This is a genomic window from Nesterenkonia ebinurensis, assembly GCF_008711175.1.
Lineage (GTDB): Bacteria > Actinomycetota > Actinomycetes > Actinomycetales > Micrococcaceae > Nesterenkonia > Nesterenkonia ebinurensis.
Genome location: NZ_VWNF01000011.1, coordinates 550,510 through 568,183 on the forward strand (window position 1 = coordinate 550,510; position 17,674 = coordinate 568,183).

Sequence of the window (17,674 nt, forward strand, 5' to 3'; positions counted from 1 at the left end):
TGTCCTCTCGTTGTGCGTGGTGGATATTGTGTTCACAAGGCACCCGCGGTTTGGCGAGGCGCATTAGCGAGCAGCTCCCGGGTGTAGTTGTGCTTGGGTTGGGCATAGACGCGTTCGGCAGGTCCGTACTCCACGACCTGGCCGGCCTGCATAACGGCAACCTCGTCGGCGACAGACCGGACTACCCCGAGGTCGTGAGTAATGAATAAATAGGCGATTCCGTGTTCGGCTTGCAGGTCACCGAGCAGATTAAGGACCTGGGCTTGGACTGAAACGTCTAGCGCGCTCACAGCCTCGTCACAGACAATGAGCCGTGGTCGGAGACTCACGGCACGAGCTATGGCGATGCGTTGCCGCTGGCCACCAGAGAATGCCGCAGGGTAGCGGTCCAGGGCGTCTTCCCCCAGCCCAACTGATTCTAAGAGGCGCGCCAAACGGTCCCGCTCAACCGGTTCGCCATGAACGCGAAGAGGTTCCGCCAGAATGCGCTGAATGGTCATGCGCGGGTCGAGACTCGCATAAGGGCTCTGGAAGACTACCTGAACTTCTCGCTGAAGTCTGGCTAAATCACGTCCCCGAGCCTGTGACACATCGATGCCATCGTAGGTAACCAGACCAGCCGTAGGTTTTTCTAAGCGCAGCAGTGTGCGGGACAGACTCGTCTTACCAGACCCTGACTCCCCTACCACCGCCAGCGTATTGCCCGAGTAGACGTCCAGCGAAACTCCATCGACCGCTGGGACATAGCCTGTTTTCCTTCCCAGTAGTCCGCCACGGACCGGATAATGCAGGGCAACGTCTGTGAATCGTGCCAATACCTTCGGGCTGCTCGCCGGGTTGACTGAAGACTTAGATACTGTGCTGAAGGAAGCGGGGATAGGTGACTTTGTCCCGTTGATGACCAGACCATTGTCAGTCCGGATACATGCAGCCACTCGATCCGGACCGCGTCGTGTCAGCTCAGGTACTGTCGTGCGACAGATATCTATGGCGTAAGGACAACGAGGAGAGAAAGCACACCCTTCGGGCAAGTCCGCAAGGTCAGGCGGGGCCCCGCCGATGGCTCGCAATCTCTCTTTCGGCGGCGCCCCAACCAGGGGCGTCGCGTCGAGGAGAGCCCGGGTGTAGGGCATTTGTGGGTTGGCGAGGACCTGCTGGGTAGGCCCCTGCTCCACTATTCGACCCGCATACATTACGGCAGTCCGGTCGCTGTGCTCAGCGACCACACCCAGGTCGTGGGTCACCAGAACAAGCGCCATGTCAAGTTCACGCCGGAGCCGCCCTAATGTCTCCATAATCTCCCCCTGCACCGTCACATCCAGTGCAGTCGTGGGCTCATCCGCGATGAGAAGTCTGGGCCGAGCCGCGATTGCAAGCGCGATGGCCGCTCTCTGTCGCATGCCGCCAGAGAGTTGATGGGGATACTGACGCAACCTCTCCAATGGTTTATCCAAAGCGGCCAATTCCAGGGCTTCGACTGCGCGTCCACGGAGTTCATCACGCCGCCGCCGTCCGGGTAGATGCGACTGAACGGCGTCGGTAATTTGAGTACCAACGGTGAGCAGAGGATTCAGCGCACTAGTAGGATCTTGGAAAACCATGGCGACCTCACCGCCTCGAACAGCCTTCAACCTACTCTCAGACAATCCGAGCAGATTCTGTCCACTAAAGCGGATCTCCCCACCGACCCTGCACGTTGGCGCGGGCGGGGTAAGGCCCAAGATGCTCAGCGCAGTAACTGTCTTACCCGACCCAGACTCACCCACTAGCGCAAGTGACTCTCCCGCCCGGACTCGCAAGTCAACCCCGCTCACGGCGTGGACTGTGCGTTTCCCAGTACTGAATTGCACATTCAGGTTTTCTATTTCCAGCAGCGACATCGCTCAGGCTCCTTAGGTTTGGGAACGGTTAGGACTCAAACCAGGCCTCATCGAGACGCCACTGCCCATCGACATTGAATACAAGTCCCTGCAAGTCCACGTCGTGGATCAACGGCGCAGTAGGCTGGTGCAGGAAGACAAGGTCGTTATTGTCGCCTATGCTCCGTTGGACTTCGGAGTAGATCTCGGCTCTTTCGCTTTCCCCCTCGATTCGCGTTCCCTCGGCAAGCAAATCATCGAGTTCGTCGGAGGATATCCCGCCCCAATTATTGGGCGCTCCTGTAACTAGATATGGATCGAAGGTCAGTGACGGGTCAAGTCTGGGCACGTCGATCACCATCACTGCAGCGTCGTAGTCACCCTCATTCATCTGGTCGAGCAGGGACTCAAATTCAAGAACCTCAACCGACGCTGAAAGGCCAGTTTGGTTGAGCTCGGACTGGACCAGTTCGGCGATAGTAGGATCGGGATCGCGACGGCGTACCAAGATGCTCACTTCCTCACCTTCCAGGCCAGCTTCCTCGATGAGCTCGGCGGCACGCTCCGGGTCGTGCTCGGGAACCTGAATACTCTCGTCGAAGAACCAATCGAACTCGGTCGCGAAGGACGGCGAGATGTCATACTCGCCACTTGCGGCAGCCTCACCGATGCCCTCACGGTCCACGGCCAGAGAGAGCGCCTCCCGTGCTTGAGGGTTCTCGAACACGCCTTCTTCCTGATTGATACTGATGTAGTAGGATCGGCGCACCCCAGTGTCTTCAAAGGTGACCTGTGGATTTTCCTCCAACTGAAGGTACTCCTCAGGAGGCAGGACCCGAACCATGTCGACCTGGCCTGCGCTGAGATTTGCTCGCAGTGTGGAGGGATCGGTTACGAAATCGAAGGTGACTTGCCCGAGCCGGGGCAGAGCCTCACCTTCATCATCCGTTCTCCAATAATCAGGATTTGCCTCGGCCACGAGATTTACGTTGGATCGCCAAGAACTCAATGTAAACGGTCCGGTGCCTACAGGTTCGCGATCTAAGCTGTCTGCTTCTAACGAACTGGGGGATGCCATCATTCCGGCCTCGTGCGCAAGGTTGACCAAGAGGATGGGATCGGGCTCGGAAAGAGTCAACTCCAGAATGTGTTCTCCTTCGGCCGTGACTTCTTCGACTTTGGCCAACGCCGCCGCTTTGGTGTTCCCATTTTCAGGGTCCATTACCCGCGTCAGGTTCGCAACGGCTGCCTCAGCATCGAAGTCAGTTCCGTCGTGGAATGTCACGCCTTCTCGCAAGAAGAACCTCAGGGTGTCACCGTCCTGCTCCCAGTCCTCGGCTAGAGCTGGAACAAACTCACCGTCCGCATCCTGCCTGACTAAAGTGTCATAGAACATGTTGAGGACGTTCCGGTCTGAGGAGATGGCACTGCTGAAAGCCGGATCAAGGGTCACAGGTTCATTGTCGAAACCCACAGTTAGCGTGCCGGCGGAGTCACCAGCTTCTGAACCTCCGCAACTCGCTACAAACAGGGCGAGAGTAAGCGTGCTTGCCGCCAGAGAGAGTCTCCGAGCATTCCGTCGGTCTCCCCGCTTCGGTGTATTAGTCATGATTTTCCTTTCTCATCAGGTGGTGGTCAGACGAAGATCAGTTCGTCCTGTGAGTGTCAAAGACATCTCGTAGCGCATCCGCGAGTAAGTTGAAAGCTGCGATCGTAAGAAACAGGGCAAGACCAGGGAAGACGCTGAGTGCCCAATTGGAAGATAAGTAGTTAGTGCCGCTTGCGACCATCGCACCCCAGCTCGGGTCAGGTGCCTGGACACCTAGACCTAAGAAGCTGAGCGCCCCTTCTGCGACCACAGCGGTGGACGCTTGGAGTGCGGTGAAAACTAAGAGCGTCCCTGCCAAGTGCGGGAGAACATGCCTGTACAGCAACACCGGTGTGGGAACCCCAACGATACGTGCCGCAGCAACCCAGTCGCGGGTGCGAAGGGAAAGCACCTCGCCTCTGACCAAGCGAGCGAACTGAGGAGTGATAACCACTGCAATGGCGATGAGGGCGTTGTTGACTCCGGGACCAAGTGCGGCGACGATCGTTAGCGCAAGGACAAGCAATGGGAACGCAATGAGCCCGTCAACGGTACGCATGACAACAGCATCAACCCATCCACCTAGGTAACCAGCCAGCAGGCCCAACACAGTGCCGACAACAAGGGCTGCACCGACAGCGATCGCAACGACCTGTACCGTAACTACGGCGCCACCAACAAGGCGCGCGCCAATGTCGCGCCCGAGGTTGTCTGTGCCAAGTAGGTGACCAGGACCCGGACCCCGCAGAAGCCGGCCGGTGTCCGTTGCGGTCATGGTATCGGTGATGAAGGGGCTAACGAGTGCCGCGCAACCTATCGCAACGAAGACCGTCAATGCGAATACGACGCGCCAATCACGAAGCAGCATCCGTAGCAGTCGCGCTGCGATCTTCCGCGAAGAACTTGTGGTCAGTTGGATGAGAGTCACGGTTCTTCTCCTTCACTGTGGCAGAAAACAGGGCGCTCACGCGGCGTCATAGACAATCCTGGGGTCGAGCCAGGCATAGATAAGATCCGTCACCAAGTTGATCAGTAGTACAGCCACGACAATTAGCAGTACCGCTCCCTGAACTACAGGCAAATCGCGACTGAAGATCGAGTTGACAATGAGGCTGCCCATGCCAGGCAGGGTGAAGATCGTTTCAGTAACTATGGTTCCGCTCAACAACGCGCCGACCTGGAGACCGGTCACTGTAATCACGGGAAGAAGCGCGTTTCGCAGCGCATAGACCATAACGACCCGACCACGGGAGAGCCCAGTAGCCTTAGCGGTACGAATGTAGTCCCCGCCAAGTGAGTCAAGCATGGCCCCCCGGGCCTGGCGCATGACCACAGCAACTACCATGCTGCCAACCGTTACAGCCGGCAGTACCATATGGATCAAGTTCGCAATAGGATCGTCCGTGAAGTTGACAAATCCTGAGGGCGGAGCCCACCCCAGGGAGAGTGCGAATAACAGCACTAGAAGCGGACCGAGAAAAAAGTTCGGAATCGCCAGAAAGAACACGCCAGCGCCTGTCAATGCTGTGTCTAACGTGCTGCGCCGACGCACCGCCGCGAGGACTCCAGCGGGGACCCCGATTAGGAGGGCCCCTAGGAGGGACATCACGCCCAATTGAACAGTGACTGGAAGTCGGTCGCTCATTACAGCAGAAACTGGTTCGCCAGTGATCCAAGATTCTCCTAAATCTCCATTGAATACGCTGAGAATCCATTGGCCGAATTGCACTATCAAGGGTTGGTCCAAACCAAGTTCGGCGCGGAGAATCTCTCGCTGTTCGTGAGTAGCCTCAGTGCCTAGAATGGTTGTGGTCGGGTCGCCCGGTAGCAGACGCAGCAACAGAAACAGTGCGACTGAGACGATGGCAAGGACAATGACAAGTTGAACGACCCTGCGGAGGATAAAACCCGTCATGGCAGCGGTACCTCCCGGGGTATAGCCCGCGACATCCAACCCACGCGCTCGCTTGGCGCGAGATCGTAGCCGTACAAGCAGAGGGTTTCGGCGGCGCGGACCCGGGATCCGACTTCGACTAGCTTCGCCGCGGAAGAGGTGTGGGAGCCAATCAGGCTCCAGCCAGCGGTAAGACGTGTAGCTCCCGCCCGTTGTGCCTCGTCAAGGTCTGTATCGAGAGCGTCGACGTCGCCGCTCAGGTTAGTGACAGTAAGTCCGTCAACGATCTTTGCCAGTCTGGCCAGGTCTCCGGCGCTCTTCCCACCGCAATGATATGGGTCGCCCGTGGCTCGCAGCCAAATTTGCGCCCTCCGAGTCCGAACTGCATCAGTGACAGCCGTCATCAAATCGCCCGTAACCTCGGACCTTAGGGCGATTAGGGAGTGATGCAAAGCTTCTCCCAGCGCGCGGACAGCGTCTTCGGAAGTTTCGGGGGCGGCTGGTTGCGGTTCGCGCAGCTGTTCCTGCACGACTAGCCTGACGCGATGCGCGAGGGCATCTGGGTCTATACCGACACGGCGCATACGATCAGAACAGGAGGGGCACACACACAAAGAGAGAAGCCACCTGTCAACAGGTCTCAAGTCGGCTCCGCCCTTGTCATGTTCACTGGCGTGCGCCCAGCCGAGGTAGCCAAAGGCTTCCAATTCCACAGCATCGATTCCAGAGTTCGTCACAACATCACGAACCAAGTTCGCAGCATAAGATTCGACATCCGGATTCGCAGGGCACAGAGCGTGCCGGTACCGATGCCCGAAGACATTGAGGACAGCTAGATCTGGATTGGCACTTGCTAGAGGGGTCGAATGCAATCCGACCAACCAGGCATTTACAGACAGGCCGTGTTCACCCAGCATTCCGACCACTTTGTCTCGGGCTGTGGGGTCAGCTACCGAAGGACGCAGCCGACCGTAGTGTTCAGGTTTAGGCTGAAACCAGGTACCGGAGGGGAGATGTGTCACAACACCCGGGGCACTTGTGGTGAGAAGCCATCGGCCACTGTGATAAACCAGCGCTAGACGCACCTCTTCCACGCCCTCGTCACGCAGTCGTTGCGCCTCGCGCCACCCATCACCGAGGAAAGACACCGGGTGTGCCCATACCGCAGTCCTCATGACCCGCCCCGACTGCCCAGAACACTGGACACTACTTCGGCTGAGGTCTCGATATGGGCTCGAAGCAAGTCGTAGGCTCGGTCGGATTCGCCTGCTTCTGCAGCCTGCAGAATTGCCTGATGTTCCTCGGCTTCCTTACTAAAAGTAGCCATGATCCGCCACCCGGTGGTGGCCACCAACGTCGTCAAGTCATACAACTGGTCGACGAAGTCGCATAGGAAGGAGTTCCCTCCAACTGCGTATAGCTCACGATGGAAGTTTCGGTTGGCTAGCCCCAGTTCGGCGAAATCACAGTCGTCTTCAGCTATGAGGGCCTGGGCTCGTTCGAGTGATTGACGCGCAGTAGTAAGCACCCCAGGACCTCGTGAGGCAACGCTATGGCTGACCGCAGCCGGCTCGACGGCGAGTCTAGCGGCGTAAAGCTCCTCAGCCATAGTTGCGTCGATACTGCGGACGCGAACGCCTTGGTAGGAGCTGAACTCGACCAACCCGCTCCAGCGAAGCTGCTTAAGTGCCTCTCGGACCGGGGTCTTAGAGACCCCGAATCTAGCCGCGAGATCGCGCTCCACCAGTGGATGGCCCGGCCCCAATGCTCCTTGGAGAATCCCTTGGCGGAGAGCCTCTCTGATTTGATCAGCACGGGATAGGGGTTGTTGAACCTCAGCAGGAGAGAAAGTGCTCGAATCTCCACGAGCCCTATCTGTGAGCTGGGTCACGTTTATATTTGGCATGTTGGTATATTGGCATACCAATATAGAATGCGCAAGGTGAGAGGCCGCTTGAAAAACGATGGCGAATAGTTCTCCGCGGAGCAGACGAACGCGAGCCGTGAACCGGCTGTAAGCCTTATAGCGGTCAGATCTCGATGCACGTTGGTCCGCGGGGAGGTGTGCAGACGGTTCAGAAAGCTCAAGGACAGATCATTCTGCGCTACGCCGGCAAACTGCGCCACCTCAACATATGCCGTGACCACCGCGGCGCCAGTGTCCTCGCCCCGGTGCACGATCGAGAAACCATGATCATCGACCTAGCCATAGGGACGACCATCGCCGAACATCTCATCGACTCCGACAGGGACTACCAACCGAAAAAACATGAACGATGCCCTGACACTTCATAGGCTCCAGCGACCTCCGATCCTGCCTGTAGACCCCGCGAGACCAATGAGAAGCCACGGTTTTCAAGGCCGGGGAAGGGTTCTCAAACTCCCTATCGACTATGGAGGCCCACAGTTTGCTTCAACATCCGCATTGCATTGAATCGGCAGGAATTGCACCGGATAGGCCCGAGCTCTGAGGATAACCCGGCGTACACTAAGCCTATGGTCCATCCCGCAGCACAAGAACGTAGAGCGTTGTCCGAGGCGTTGCGCGGTGTCGCAGCGGATGCGCCGACGCTCTGCGAGGGCTGGGATGCCCGGGACCTGGCAGTCCATATTGTGGTGCGCGATTCGCGGCCGGATCTTCTGTCCGGGGAGAGACTTCCGGTGGTGGGCCGGCGCGCACGGGCTGCGCTGGAGGAGCTGAAGCGCGTGGGCTACCAGGCCCTGGTGGATCGGGTGGCTGCCGGCCCGCCGCGATGGTCGCCTGCGCGCCTGCGCCCAGTAGATAACGTCGCCAACACCGTGGAATTCTACGTACACACTGAGGACGTGCTCCGGGCTCAGCAGGACTTCGACCCGGACAACCGGCGTGACATCAACTCAGATGTTCGGGCGCAGCTGTGGAAGCAAGGAACCCAAGGGCTCTTTCTGCTGGCAGCGCGCTCGCAGCATCAGCGGATCACTTTCATCAGCCCAAACTACGGTGCGGTGACCAGGGGGCGGACTACGGACCCTCTCTGTGTGATCCAAGGACCGCCTGAGGAAAATGTGCTCTGGGCCTTCGGCCGCCGGAGTGTGGCTGCCGTGGATCTGACCGCCCTCTGAAACGCCCTCTCCTCGGCCCGACCTCAGTCGGTGACGATCAGCATAAGCTTGGGTGAAGCGTCTACGAAGGCCCGTCAATCCTGATACGGGCTGGTAGAGCCGAGGGAGAACTGCTACTAGGCCCGTGCGGCGATGTCTGACAGGACACTGGAGACTGGGGTCGATTCACCGCTTCTTACGTGCAACCCCCGCGGTGACAAGAAAGGCGACCCACAGGAAAAGGAGCGCCGCTCCCGCAGTCACTCCGAAGATCGGTCCTATGCCCCAGAAAATCTCACGTGAGTCCGCCACATTGATCACGCCGTGGAGTAGTAACCACCCGCCCCCACAGGCCAGAAGGACTGAGGCGGCGAGAAGGGCCCAGAAGGGGGCGGTTGCGGAACGTGGTGAATGCCCCTGCGCGTACTGGACAGGATCACCGAAGGCTTCGTATGGGTCTTCGCCAGTTTCAGCGATGTGGCTCTCGACCTGCCGGACCACGTCGTCGGTGAGTGAATCCCGTGTCTCGCGCAGCTCTAAGGCTGTGTGAAGTTCATCCAGGTATGCGGTCGTGCGGTCCATGGTCATTGTTTTTCTCCTTGTGCGTTGATAGCTGCTCCTGCGTGAGCCGAAAACCCAGTCCATCGCTCCTGGAGGTTGTGCAGCTCTTCTCGTCCCCTCGGGGGATGGAGAAGACCTTGCGGCCAGGCCCGCCTTCACCTTCTTGCCAGGACGCAGTGAGAAGTCCGGAAGACTCGTACTCAGAGAGGATCGGATACAGGGTGCCGCCTTTGATACGACCCAAGCCGGCTTCTTCAAGGCGATGGGGATGAGGTATCCTTCCCCATGACTAGATCGTACCGCTAACTAGTTAGCCATGCAATCTACTTGACGTGTGATGTGATGTGCTTAGGCTCTGAATCGATCGAAGAACGGCGAAACCGCAAACGAGTCTGCCGACAAGCGAGAACTATCCGCGCAGGCCCAGCGCCATGGGGAATACGACGTCGGCGCCGGCACGGCGGAGCTCTCTGGCCGCAACGGTCATGGTCCAGCGCGAGACGATCTCATCATCCACCAGTAACACCGCAGCTGCGCCTAATTTTGCCGCCACGACCTCGGAAACAGCGAAATGGTCCATCAGACCCGCCAGCCGGAAAGCGCTGTTTGACTCTGGTGAGCTGCGGGGCCCGCCGTCGGCCCAGGCGAGCTCACCGGCATAGGGCAGCCGCCCGATCTCAGCGATCCGCTCCGCCAGGCTGCGCACCAGAATCGGATGCCTCCGGGAGGGCAACGAGACCACGACGTCGGGCCGCCGCTGCCACTGCCATTCGGCCAAGACGCGCACCGCCGCCTGCAGCAGCTGATCAGGTACGGGGAGGTCCTCTGCCTGCAACGCCTCGCGAACCAGCGGCCCCCAGCCGACGTCACTGAGCCGTGCGACCGCGCGTCCCTCCTCGGCTCGCTCGGCCTCCGGGATCTTGCCCTTGAGACTGAGTCCGAGGCTGCCGAGCCCGGTGGGCCACTGGCGCCGTGCTGCGATCTCCACACCGACCCGGTCGATGCTTGCCCTCGCCTGTTCCAGTGAGGACTCCGCCAGTGAGGTGGGATACCAGGGACCGGAACAGGTATCACAGCGGCCGCACGGCTGAGTTTGGTGATCATCGAGCGCTCTGGCCAGGAAGACCATACGGCATTGGTCAGCGGCGAGGTGTTCGTAGTCGAGCATGGCCCGCTGCTCTTCCCGGCGCAGTCGCAGAATGTTCGCATACCGTTGAGCGTCGTACTCCCAACTGCGTCCTGTGGATACCCAGCCGCGGCTCACTCGCTGGACGGCGCCGTCGACCTCCAAGACCTTCAGCAGCAGCTCCAGCGGTCCACGGCGGATCTCCACCAAAGCCTCCAGCCGGGCGGCTGAAAGCGGATCAGCGGTGCCCAAGGCGGCAAGCACGGCTGCTGCACCCTCTTGGGTGGGCATGGACGCCTGGGCGAAGTGTTCCCATATCCGAACGTCCTCGGAACCCGGGAGCAGCAGCACATCGGCATTGGCCACAGCGCGTCCAGCGCGGCCCACCTGCTGGTAGTAGGAGACTGGAGAGGACGGTGCACCCAGATGAATCACGAACCCCAGGTCGGGCTTGTCGAAGCCCATTCCCAGCGCACTGGTCGCCACCAGAGCTTTGACACGGTTGTCCTTCAGCGACTTTTCCAGGTCCTGCCGTTCCTCAGGGTCGGTGCGCCCGGTGTATGCCGCCACCTCAAACCCCTGGGCGCGCAGATGATGTGCGAGGTTCTCCGCTTGGGAAATGGTCAGCGCATAGATGATGCCGCTTCCGGCCAGCGAGCCCAGATGCTCGGCCAGCCACGCGACCCGCTGCTCGGGCTGGGCGAGTGTGAGCACCCCCAGGCGCAGGGATTCCCGGCCCAGTGAACCGCGCAGCACCAGGACGTCTTCGGCGCCCAAGGATTCAGACTCGGGCGCCAACTGCTGCGCCACGTCCTCGACCACGCGAGAGTTCGCCGTGGCCGTGGTCGCCAAGACCGGAATGTCAGGGTCAAGGGCGTGGACAATACTGCCGATCCGGCGATAATCGGGGCGGAAATCATGTCCCCAATCGGATATGCAGTGGGCTTCATCGATCACCAGCATGCCCAGGTGCTCCAAGATGTGGGGAAGCACCTCGTCGCGGAACCGGGGATTCGCCAGACGCTCTGGTGAGATGAGCAGAACGTCCAGTTGATCGTTGCGCAGGGTAGTGAGCACCTCATCCCATTCATACGCATTCGCCGAATTCAGCGCCTGAGCCCGGACACCTGCGCGCGTGGCGGCGAGGATCTGATCCCGCATCAGTGCCAGCAGGGGTGAGACGATCAGGCTCACACCGCTCCCTCGACGGCGCAGCAGCGCAGCCGAGAGGAAGTAGACCGCTGACTTGCCCCATCCGGTCCTCTGCACCATCAGGACCCGCCGCCGATGTTCGACCAATGCGGAGATAGCCTCGAACTGCCCGGGTCTGAACTCGACCTCCTGCCCGGTCAGCGCAATGAGGCCCCTACGGGCCTCGGTGCGAAAATCAGAACCGGTGGCATCGAGATCATCAGGAGTGGTCATCACACCTCACTCTCCCATAGGATTCACTGCAGAAACCCGCCGTCCTCAGCTCCTTCGCTGCCGCGCCTATTTCCGAGACGTTTTCCGCGAGAACATCTCTTTCATCACAGAGCAATCGTCGGGCTGAAGTCATGTGACCTGGGTGATATCAATGAATGGTGCCGGTGTGGACCTTTTCACAGAGTCGCATCCACCCCTCACCTGTGGCCTGGTGTTGGCAGAGGCAACGGTGGTATTCACCGCGCTGCCGGCCCCACGGATATGTTTGATGAAGCTGCGGGCAAGTGCCTGTCCGCTCATCTGCGCAGCCAGCTGTGCCAGCGCCGAGGCGGAGACCATCACCTTCATTTCAAGCTCATAGATGGTCGCGATGCGCCCCATTCACGGCCATCTGGGTCGGCACCAGCATTGCCGCATCAGCTACAAGGATTGACCTGAACATTCGCAGCAGGGCCTAGAGCGGATGGACGGGGTGATGGTGGGCAGGAAGACCAGGGTCGTCCAAGATGCTCGGCGATCTCAGGGGGTACCGGGGCACGCAGATTCAGGGTTAACTCTTGGTTCCCAGCAGCACGGTCCTGAGGCCCTCGCCGCCGTCTCATTGGATGACTGAGTACGGCCATTGTCCAGTCCTGGAGGAAAACTCCTGATGGGCCGAACGCGGTGCGTTGAGGAACCGAAACTATTACCAGTTTCTACATCAGCCCCACTTCCTTGCGGGCTGTTCGTGTCCATGTGTTCACCGTCAGGTCCCAGGCCCGGTCCAGCAGTTCATCGAGCACCGCCGGGTCGGTGCACAAGGTCGGCGAGGATATGTCTATAGCGCTCGTAGTGTGGTTCACTGCGTAGACCCGATTCGCCGATAGCTAGCCACGCGTGGCGCTCCTCTTGAATGCCGGCGAAGACGAGCATCGTGGCGTACTCGAAGAACCTGCCCTGGGCACCGTGGGCATCGCTGACTGGATCCGCAAGGGTCGATGAGTAGCTCGTCATGGGACTTGATAGGTGACTAGACAGTCACCTATCATTTTAGATGTGAGCACCGATACCGTCATTGCCGCGATCGCGGATTCGACACGCCGCAGGTTGCTCGATGCCCTTCGCGAGGAAGATGGACAGCCCGTTGCGTCGCTCACCGACTGTGTCGCGCCGCTAGGTCGGCATGTCGTACTTAAGCACATCCGAGTTCTCGAGGATGCCGATCTTGTTGTGACCCACAAGGTCGGGCGACAGCGGTTCTGCTATCTCAACGCTGTGCCCATCGTGCAGCTCGCGGAGCGATGGATCGATGATTTCGGGGCGCGCACTGCGTCCGGACTGACCGCCCTCAAGAGGGAGCTGGAAGGACGAGCATGACAGAGGACCGTGTATTCCGGGTGCGTATCGACGCCCCGCCGGAGGCAGCGTGGGCGGCTCTCACCGACCCCGCTCAGACGAGCGAGTGGTATTTTGGCTCGCAGCTCCGGACCACCTGGCAGGTCGGATCGCCCATCGAGTACTACAGCGGGGGTAAGCTGCAGATCACCGGGATGCTCATCACCTACGACCCGCCACGATCGTTCACCCATGAGTTCATCGCAGTCTGGAACGGTCATCGCGAGGATCAGGGCTCACTCACCTGGACGGTCGAGCCCGACGGCGAGGGCTGTACCGTCATGCTTAGGCACTCCGGAGCCCACGGACAGGAGACCGCAGACGGCTCCCAGCACATCATCGGCGCACTCAAAAGATACCTCGAGTCCTCCCAGCGCGTGGCGGCTGTACCGATCCGGAAGAGAGCATGACGATGGAGACCAAGGATCTACAGGCGGCGTATGACTCCTTCCTCTCGGTCGCCAGCGCCGGCGATCTCGGTCCGCCACGGTCAGGGGAATGGACCGCCGAGCAGCAAATCGCGCACGTCATTGCAACCGACTGCGGCGTAGCTGCTGTCGCCCTGGCGATTGCCTCCGGTCAACGGCCCACCTATGACAACCGTTATGCCCTCGACGAGTGGAACCTGGCTCGTATCATCGAGCAGCATCCCAATCGGGCCGCCCTGCTTGACACCGCGCGACGACGCGGTGAGGTGTTGTGCGCCATCGCCGATCAGCTGTCCGACTCGGACGCTGACACCGGGCTCCGCCGACTGATCATCTCGGGAACCCAGCTAGTCGCTGATGACTCGATTACGCTGGGTGAACTCGTCGAAGGGCTTGCACGTGTCCATCTCCCCCGGCACACGCAGCAACTGGCGTCGCTACGCCACCCGTGATCAAGGCCTCCTGGAGTTCGGTTCAGCTGACCCAAGCGTGCAGATCCTCACCGCTGAGCACATCACCCGGGTGCGGTCCTGCCGCCCAGATCTGACTGGTCTCGGTCTCCCTCAGCGGCCACGAAGGCCGGGCGGCGAAGACCAGATTCCCCTCATCCTCACCGCTGAGCACTGTATCCGGGGCGGTGAGTAGGGCATAGTGTGCTGAGACTCCCTCTCTCCCCAGAGCCTCCAGCAACCGGCCAGTCAGCCGACGGGCAAACTCCATCCCAGCGTCGTCGCCGATGTTCATCACCATCAGCCCGCCAGGGGTCAGCGCCCCAAGAACGTTCTGGAAGAACTTCAGCTCAGTCAGTGAATCCGGCGCCTGAGAAGAATTGAACAGGTCCACCACCACAACCTCAAAGCGCCTGCCGGACAAGTCTCCATCAGCAGTCAACACCTGCGCGGCATCAGCGACTACACTCTCCGGCACCCGCCGCATCGGCAGGTGCTCCAGCACAAACCCCACCAGCTCGGGCTCGATGTCCACCACTGTCTGAGCAGCCTGCGGCCATTGATGCTCCACCCACCGGGGAAGGGTCAGCGCCCCTGCACCCAGGTGCAGTATCGCACCCAACTCCAGCTCTTCAGGGGGGAGCAAGGATGTGATGACCGAACGGATCCGCCGAATGTAGTCATGCAGCAGGAAACCGGGGTCCCTGGCCTCCACATGGGACTGCTCGGTCATCTCCCCCGGCTCCCCGATGCAGAGCACCACCCCTGAGTCCGTCAGATCGTCCCGGGTCAGCTCGGCGATTCTGCCCGAATGGGAGAGCCGGGTTGTGGCCGGCAGTTGCGTGCATAGCTCCACTAGTCTCCGCCTCTCTCCCTCGGACCTGGGGTTCTGTAGGGTTTAATGATGCACCACCGCCCAGAGGGTCTCTCCTGGATCCGCCACACCCCCATGATTGCCACCGCTGTGATCACCGTGGTCTCTCTGGTCATCGCCCTGTTCAGCGATGGTGAGCCGGAGCCTCTGGTCCCTCTGCTGCTGATTCCAGCCCTGCTGCCTCCGATTCTCGTGGAGAGATGGGCACGGGTGCACATTCCCTTCAGCATGCAGGCAGGCTACGCCGTCCTGCTGATCACCGGTCCCTACATCGGGGAGTTCCTGGGTCTCTACCACGCCTGGGACCCATGGGACAAAGTCGTTCACACCTACTCCGGCTTCCCCCTGGCACTGTTAGTGGTCTTTGCCCTAGGGATCACCATCCGCCGGTACAACCTGCAGCTGCCGCCCTGGCTCGAAGCTGCCATCATCATCACAGTCAAAGGATTCATCGCTCTGCTGTGGGAGGTCGCCGAATTCATCTGGGATGCCGTCTTCGACACCTCCGCACAGGACAATAATTGGGACACCATGACCGATATGATCCTGGGCAGCAGCCCTGGCGTGCTGGTGGCTGCCATGCTGCTACTGCACCGCAGCGGCAGACTGCGCAGTGGCTACCTGGACTTCCTGCTCAACTGTCCCCAGCCACGCACCACGCCACCACAGCGGCAGGGCAGCTGAGGTTTTCAGTCACTGGTCAGATCAGGGTCAGGGACATCGATCTCCATCAGCTCAAAGACCTCCTCCGGCTCGTCGCCGCCGGTCTCAGCAGCCTGCCAGTGCCCCACGTCCTGGTTGTAGATGAACATGTAGGTGGTGGTGCCGATCTGGCTCTCCCGGTTCACGTGGAAGACGCTGCCGTCCTCCGTATAGGCGGTCCACTGGCCCTCCACCAGCTGGCCGGAGACCATTCCGGCGTCCGGGTTGGGCAGTGATCCCTGCCAGACCCGGATGTCGGAGATTTCAGTGGGAGTGTCCAGGGCAATAGTCACGTTCTCCTCCTCCAGCAGCTCCAGCCGGCCCTCGAACAAGGTCTCCAGCTCGCCCCACTCCGGGTGCATCATCTCTTCAGCGAGCTCCATATCCCCAGTGGCTCCGGAATAGTCGAAGACCGCCAGCCAGTAGTTCATGGCTGCCAAGGCGCCCTCGGGGGTGTGCTCTTCCACCTCGGCGGGCATCTCCGGCGGCTCAGGTGCCTCACCGGCACCAGGCGGCGGTCCGTCGTCGTCGCCTCCATTGCCCGGATCGGTGTCCACAAAGCCGAGTCCGATCTCAGCGACCCGCCAGTGCCCCTGGTCCTCGTCAAAGACCAGTTCAAAGGTATTGGTCTCCAATATGCCTTCGCTGTTGGTGGTCACCACGCCGTCAGCGTCCACCCGGTCATAGGGATCAGCGACCAGGTCCACCACGGCTTCGAACTGGTCGCCCACCGGCATGGAGACATAGAGCTCCCCGGTGATCTCGCCATCAACCAGCCATTGATCCTCCTGAGCCATCTCGGCGACATCTTCCTCCCAGATAACGCAGTCCCGGCAGTCCTCCATATGCAGCTGGGTGAGCAGATCATTGTCCCGCACCAGCTCGGAGTAGTGCAGGAACTCGAACCAGTGCGAAAGGGCCGCGTAGGCGCCGTCAGAACTGGAATCGCAGATCAGCGCGGAGAACACCGGAACTTCCACACCTTCGGCGGGCCCGTCCACCGTGGCCGGCTGGAACTCAGCAGACTGCTCCAGCTGCTCGAAGTACGGCACCGGCACCTGTTCGGGGTCCTCCCCCATGATCACGTTGACCCCGTGCAGGATTCGGTCCTCGTCCTCAGGCTGGATCTCCGGGTCTCCGGCGCAGAACTCCGCAAGCGTATCGGGCTGCTCCTGCTCAGTCTCCGGCGGCTCATCGGTGCCCTCAGGCTGGTCAGTGCCCTCCGGTTCGGCAGGTACCTCTACCGGCGGAGCGGCCTGGGGATCACTTCCGCAGGCGGTGACCCCCAACGCTACCGCTGCTGCCAGCGCAATCCAGCTTTGCGCCCTGCTTCTCTGTCCTGTTCTGCCTGCCGAGACTGCCTGCTGTCCCACGTCCAACTCCCCTGATGGCTTCGCTGTCACTTATCCGTTGCTGAAGACCTTTTCCGCTCTCCGTACGACCAGTGAAACCAGCTTGCCTGGACTGTTCCTGGACGTCTCCTCGATGAGTTCTAGGTATTACGACGACGGCGCCTCCGCTCCGCTGCCTGCCCTAGCCGATATCATGGCGACCCGATGAGCAACCCTCCGCAATACCGCAGACCCGCCTATACCGACCCCGCTGTGTTCGACCAGCGGGTAGGTGGCTCCGATCCTGCCCAAATCTCCCAGGCCGCACATGACACCGCACACGCCCTGGTCGACCAAGGGCGCGACGCCGCCGACCCGGAGATCACCGAACGGTTCGTCCGACTGGCCGAGACCGAGGGGATTGAGGCCATCGCCGAGCTCTGGGCCCATTCCCCTGCCCGTTCCCTGGCCGGAGCACTCTGGCGGATCTACGCGCTGCGCGCCGCCGTACAGAAGTCCCCGGAACGGATCAGCGAGTACTGTCGACTGGGCCGCAGCAACTCCGCACCCTCGGCGATCGCCGGGGTGACCGAACCGCCCTCCGCCGAGGAGATGACCAGGCTGGCCGATGCGATCCTGGCCGGAATGTACGCCGGGGAGATCGATGTGGCCTTCGACCGGGCTGGAGCCTTCTGCCGGGTGATCGCCCGCGGGCAGGCGCTCTGGGCCGACCAGCACCGGCTGGCCCACCGTGAGGCCCGAGTGCTCACCGAGAAGGCCACACAGCTGCTGGGCACCGCAGAGGAACTGGAGTCCGCCGCCCGGGCCCACCGAGCCGGCACCCTTGACTGAGCCTGACTCCCCTCATCACTGAGCAGAATCAGGGCCTTATCGGAAGTTCTACATTTCATGAGCTGCCGACAATCCAATAAGGACCTGATTTCTGAGTAGGGGTCTAGATTGGCCACCCAGCTGGCCGTCC

Annotated in this window: 20 protein-coding genes and 1 pseudogene; 8 read left to right on the top strand and 13 right to left on the bottom strand. The window is 60.7% G+C overall.

Going from position 1 to position 17,674, the window contains the following annotated elements:
• Positions 1-32: 32 nt before the first annotated feature.
• The 4 genes from F0311_RS18795 to F0311_RS06415 all read right to left on the bottom strand — a co-directional run bounded on the left by F0311_RS18795 (position 33) and on the right by F0311_RS06415 (position 5,362).
• Entirely contained in the window at positions 33-1,880 is a 1,848-nt protein-coding gene (locus F0311_RS18795) for a dipeptide ABC transporter ATP-binding protein (protein ID WP_150461089.1), read from the bottom strand.
• Positions 1,881-1,908: 28 nt separating this feature from the next.
• A complete protein-coding gene (locus F0311_RS06405; protein ID WP_191089773.1) occupies positions 1,909-3,312 on the bottom strand; it encodes an ABC transporter substrate-binding protein in 1,404 nt (467 codons plus the stop codon).
• A gap of 193 nt (positions 3,313-3,505) precedes the next feature.
• The gene (locus F0311_RS06410) at positions 3,506-4,375 is read right to left on the bottom strand and encodes an ABC transporter permease (protein WP_150461091.1); all 870 of its coding nucleotides are present in this window, start codon (positions 4,373-4,375) and stop codon (positions 3,506-3,508) included.
• 36 nt (positions 4,376-4,411) lie between these two features.
• A complete protein-coding gene (locus tag F0311_RS06415; protein ID WP_150461092.1) occupies positions 4,412-5,362 on the bottom strand; it encodes an ABC transporter permease in 951 nt (316 codons plus the stop codon).
• A 524-nt stretch (positions 5,363-5,886) separates the two neighbouring features.
• On the opposite strand from F0311_RS06415, the gene F0311_RS06420 reads away from it, so the two are divergent.
• The gene (locus F0311_RS06420; RefSeq protein WP_150461093.1) at positions 5,887-6,177 is read left to right on the top strand and encodes a hypothetical protein; all 291 of its coding nucleotides are present in this window, start codon (positions 5,887-5,889) and stop codon (positions 6,175-6,177) included.
• A 335-nt stretch (positions 6,178-6,512) separates the two neighbouring features.
• Here the strand turns inward: F0311_RS06420 and F0311_RS18415 are convergent, their stop codons facing one another.
• Both F0311_RS18415 and F0311_RS18985 read right to left on the bottom strand, forming a co-directional pair.
• Entirely contained in the window at positions 6,513-6,950 is a 438-nt protein-coding gene (locus F0311_RS18415) for a GntR family transcriptional regulator (RefSeq protein WP_223881180.1), read from the bottom strand.
• Between the two features lie 30 nt (positions 6,951-6,980).
• Positions 6,981-7,247, bottom strand: a pseudogene (locus tag F0311_RS18985) (GntR family transcriptional regulator); the annotation flags it as partial.
• 158 nt (positions 7,248-7,405) lie between these two features.
• Here F0311_RS18985 and F0311_RS06430 point away from each other — a divergent pair.
• Positions 7,406-7,636, top strand: coding sequence for a hypothetical protein (locus F0311_RS06430; protein WP_150461095.1), 231 nt, complete (start codon positions 7,406-7,408; stop codon positions 7,634-7,636).
• 201 nt (positions 7,637-7,837) lie between these two features.
• A complete protein-coding gene (locus tag F0311_RS06435; protein ID WP_150461096.1) occupies positions 7,838-8,443 on the top strand; it encodes a TIGR03085 family metal-binding protein in 606 nt (201 codons plus the stop codon).
• 165 nt (positions 8,444-8,608) lie between these two features.
• Here the strand turns inward: F0311_RS06435 and F0311_RS06440 are convergent, their stop codons facing one another.
• From F0311_RS06440 to F0311_RS06460, 5 genes are all read right to left on the bottom strand, one after another.
• Entirely contained in the window at positions 8,609-9,010 is a 402-nt protein-coding gene (locus F0311_RS06440; protein WP_150461097.1) for a hypothetical protein, read from the bottom strand.
• On the bottom strand, positions 8,976-9,260 hold the full coding sequence (locus tag F0311_RS18990; protein ID WP_223881181.1) for a PadR family transcriptional regulator: 285 nt from the start codon (positions 9,258-9,260) through the stop codon (positions 8,976-8,978). The genes F0311_RS06440 and F0311_RS18990 overlap by 35 nt, the downstream gene beginning before the upstream one ends.
• A gap of 132 nt (positions 9,261-9,392) precedes the next feature.
• Complete coding sequence (locus F0311_RS06450) at positions 9,393-11,534, bottom strand: RecQ family ATP-dependent DNA helicase (RefSeq protein ID WP_150461098.1); 2,142 nt, start codon at positions 11,532-11,534, stop codon at positions 9,393-9,395.
• A gap of 129 nt (positions 11,535-11,663) precedes the next feature.
• Positions 11,664-11,915 carry a hypothetical protein gene (locus F0311_RS06455; protein WP_150461099.1) on the bottom strand — a complete coding sequence of 84 codons (252 nt, stop codon included), beginning with the start codon at positions 11,913-11,915 and terminating at the stop codon, positions 11,664-11,666.
• Positions 11,916-12,305: 390 nt separating this feature from the next.
• Positions 12,306-12,527 (bottom strand): hypothetical protein, encoded by a 222-nt coding sequence (locus tag F0311_RS06460; RefSeq protein ID WP_150461100.1) that lies wholly within the window; start codon positions 12,525-12,527, stop codon positions 12,306-12,308.
• Positions 12,528-12,569: 42 nt separating this feature from the next.
• Between F0311_RS06460 and F0311_RS06465 the strand changes: the two genes are divergently transcribed.
• The 3 genes from F0311_RS06465 to F0311_RS06475 are packed head-to-tail and all read left to right on the top strand — an operon-like array spanning position 12,570 to position 13,788.
• Positions 12,570-12,890 (top strand): ArsR/SmtB family transcription factor, encoded by a 321-nt coding sequence (locus tag F0311_RS06465; RefSeq protein ID WP_150461101.1) that lies wholly within the window; start codon positions 12,570-12,572, stop codon positions 12,888-12,890.
• Positions 12,887-13,318 carry an SRPBCC domain-containing protein gene (locus F0311_RS06470; protein WP_150461102.1) on the top strand — a complete coding sequence of 144 codons (432 nt, stop codon included), beginning with the start codon at positions 12,887-12,889 and terminating at the stop codon, positions 13,316-13,318. Before F0311_RS06465 ends, F0311_RS06470 begins: the two co-directional genes overlap by 4 nt.
• On the top strand, positions 13,315-13,788 hold the full coding sequence (locus F0311_RS06475) for a DinB family protein (RefSeq protein ID WP_150461103.1): 474 nt from the start codon (positions 13,315-13,317) through the stop codon (positions 13,786-13,788). Before F0311_RS06470 ends, F0311_RS06475 begins: the two co-directional genes overlap by 4 nt.
• A 22-nt stretch (positions 13,789-13,810) precedes the next feature.
• Here F0311_RS06475 and F0311_RS06480 read toward each other — a convergent pair whose 3' ends face one another.
• Positions 13,811-14,641 (bottom strand): spermidine synthase, encoded by an 831-nt coding sequence (locus F0311_RS06480; RefSeq protein ID WP_150461104.1) that lies wholly within the window; start codon positions 14,639-14,641, stop codon positions 13,811-13,813.
• A 48-nt stretch (positions 14,642-14,689) separates the two neighbouring features.
• On the opposite strand from F0311_RS06480, the gene F0311_RS06485 reads away from it, so the two are divergent.
• On the top strand, positions 14,690-15,343 hold the full coding sequence (locus F0311_RS06485; RefSeq protein ID WP_150461105.1) for a hypothetical protein: 654 nt from the start codon (positions 14,690-14,692) through the stop codon (positions 15,341-15,343).
• Between the two features lie 5 nt (positions 15,344-15,348).
• Here F0311_RS06485 and F0311_RS06490 read toward each other — a convergent pair whose 3' ends face one another.
• Complete coding sequence (locus F0311_RS06490; RefSeq protein WP_150461106.1) at positions 15,349-16,734, bottom strand: DUF6318 family protein; 1,386 nt, start codon at positions 16,732-16,734, stop codon at positions 15,349-15,351.
• A gap of 183 nt (positions 16,735-16,917) precedes the next feature.
• On the opposite strand from F0311_RS06490, the gene F0311_RS06495 reads away from it, so the two are divergent.
• Positions 16,918-17,544, top strand: a complete 627-nt coding sequence (locus F0311_RS06495; RefSeq protein WP_150461107.1) for a hypothetical protein — start codon at positions 16,918-16,920, stop codon at positions 17,542-17,544.
• The last annotated feature ends 130 nt before the right edge of the window (positions 17,545-17,674 follow it).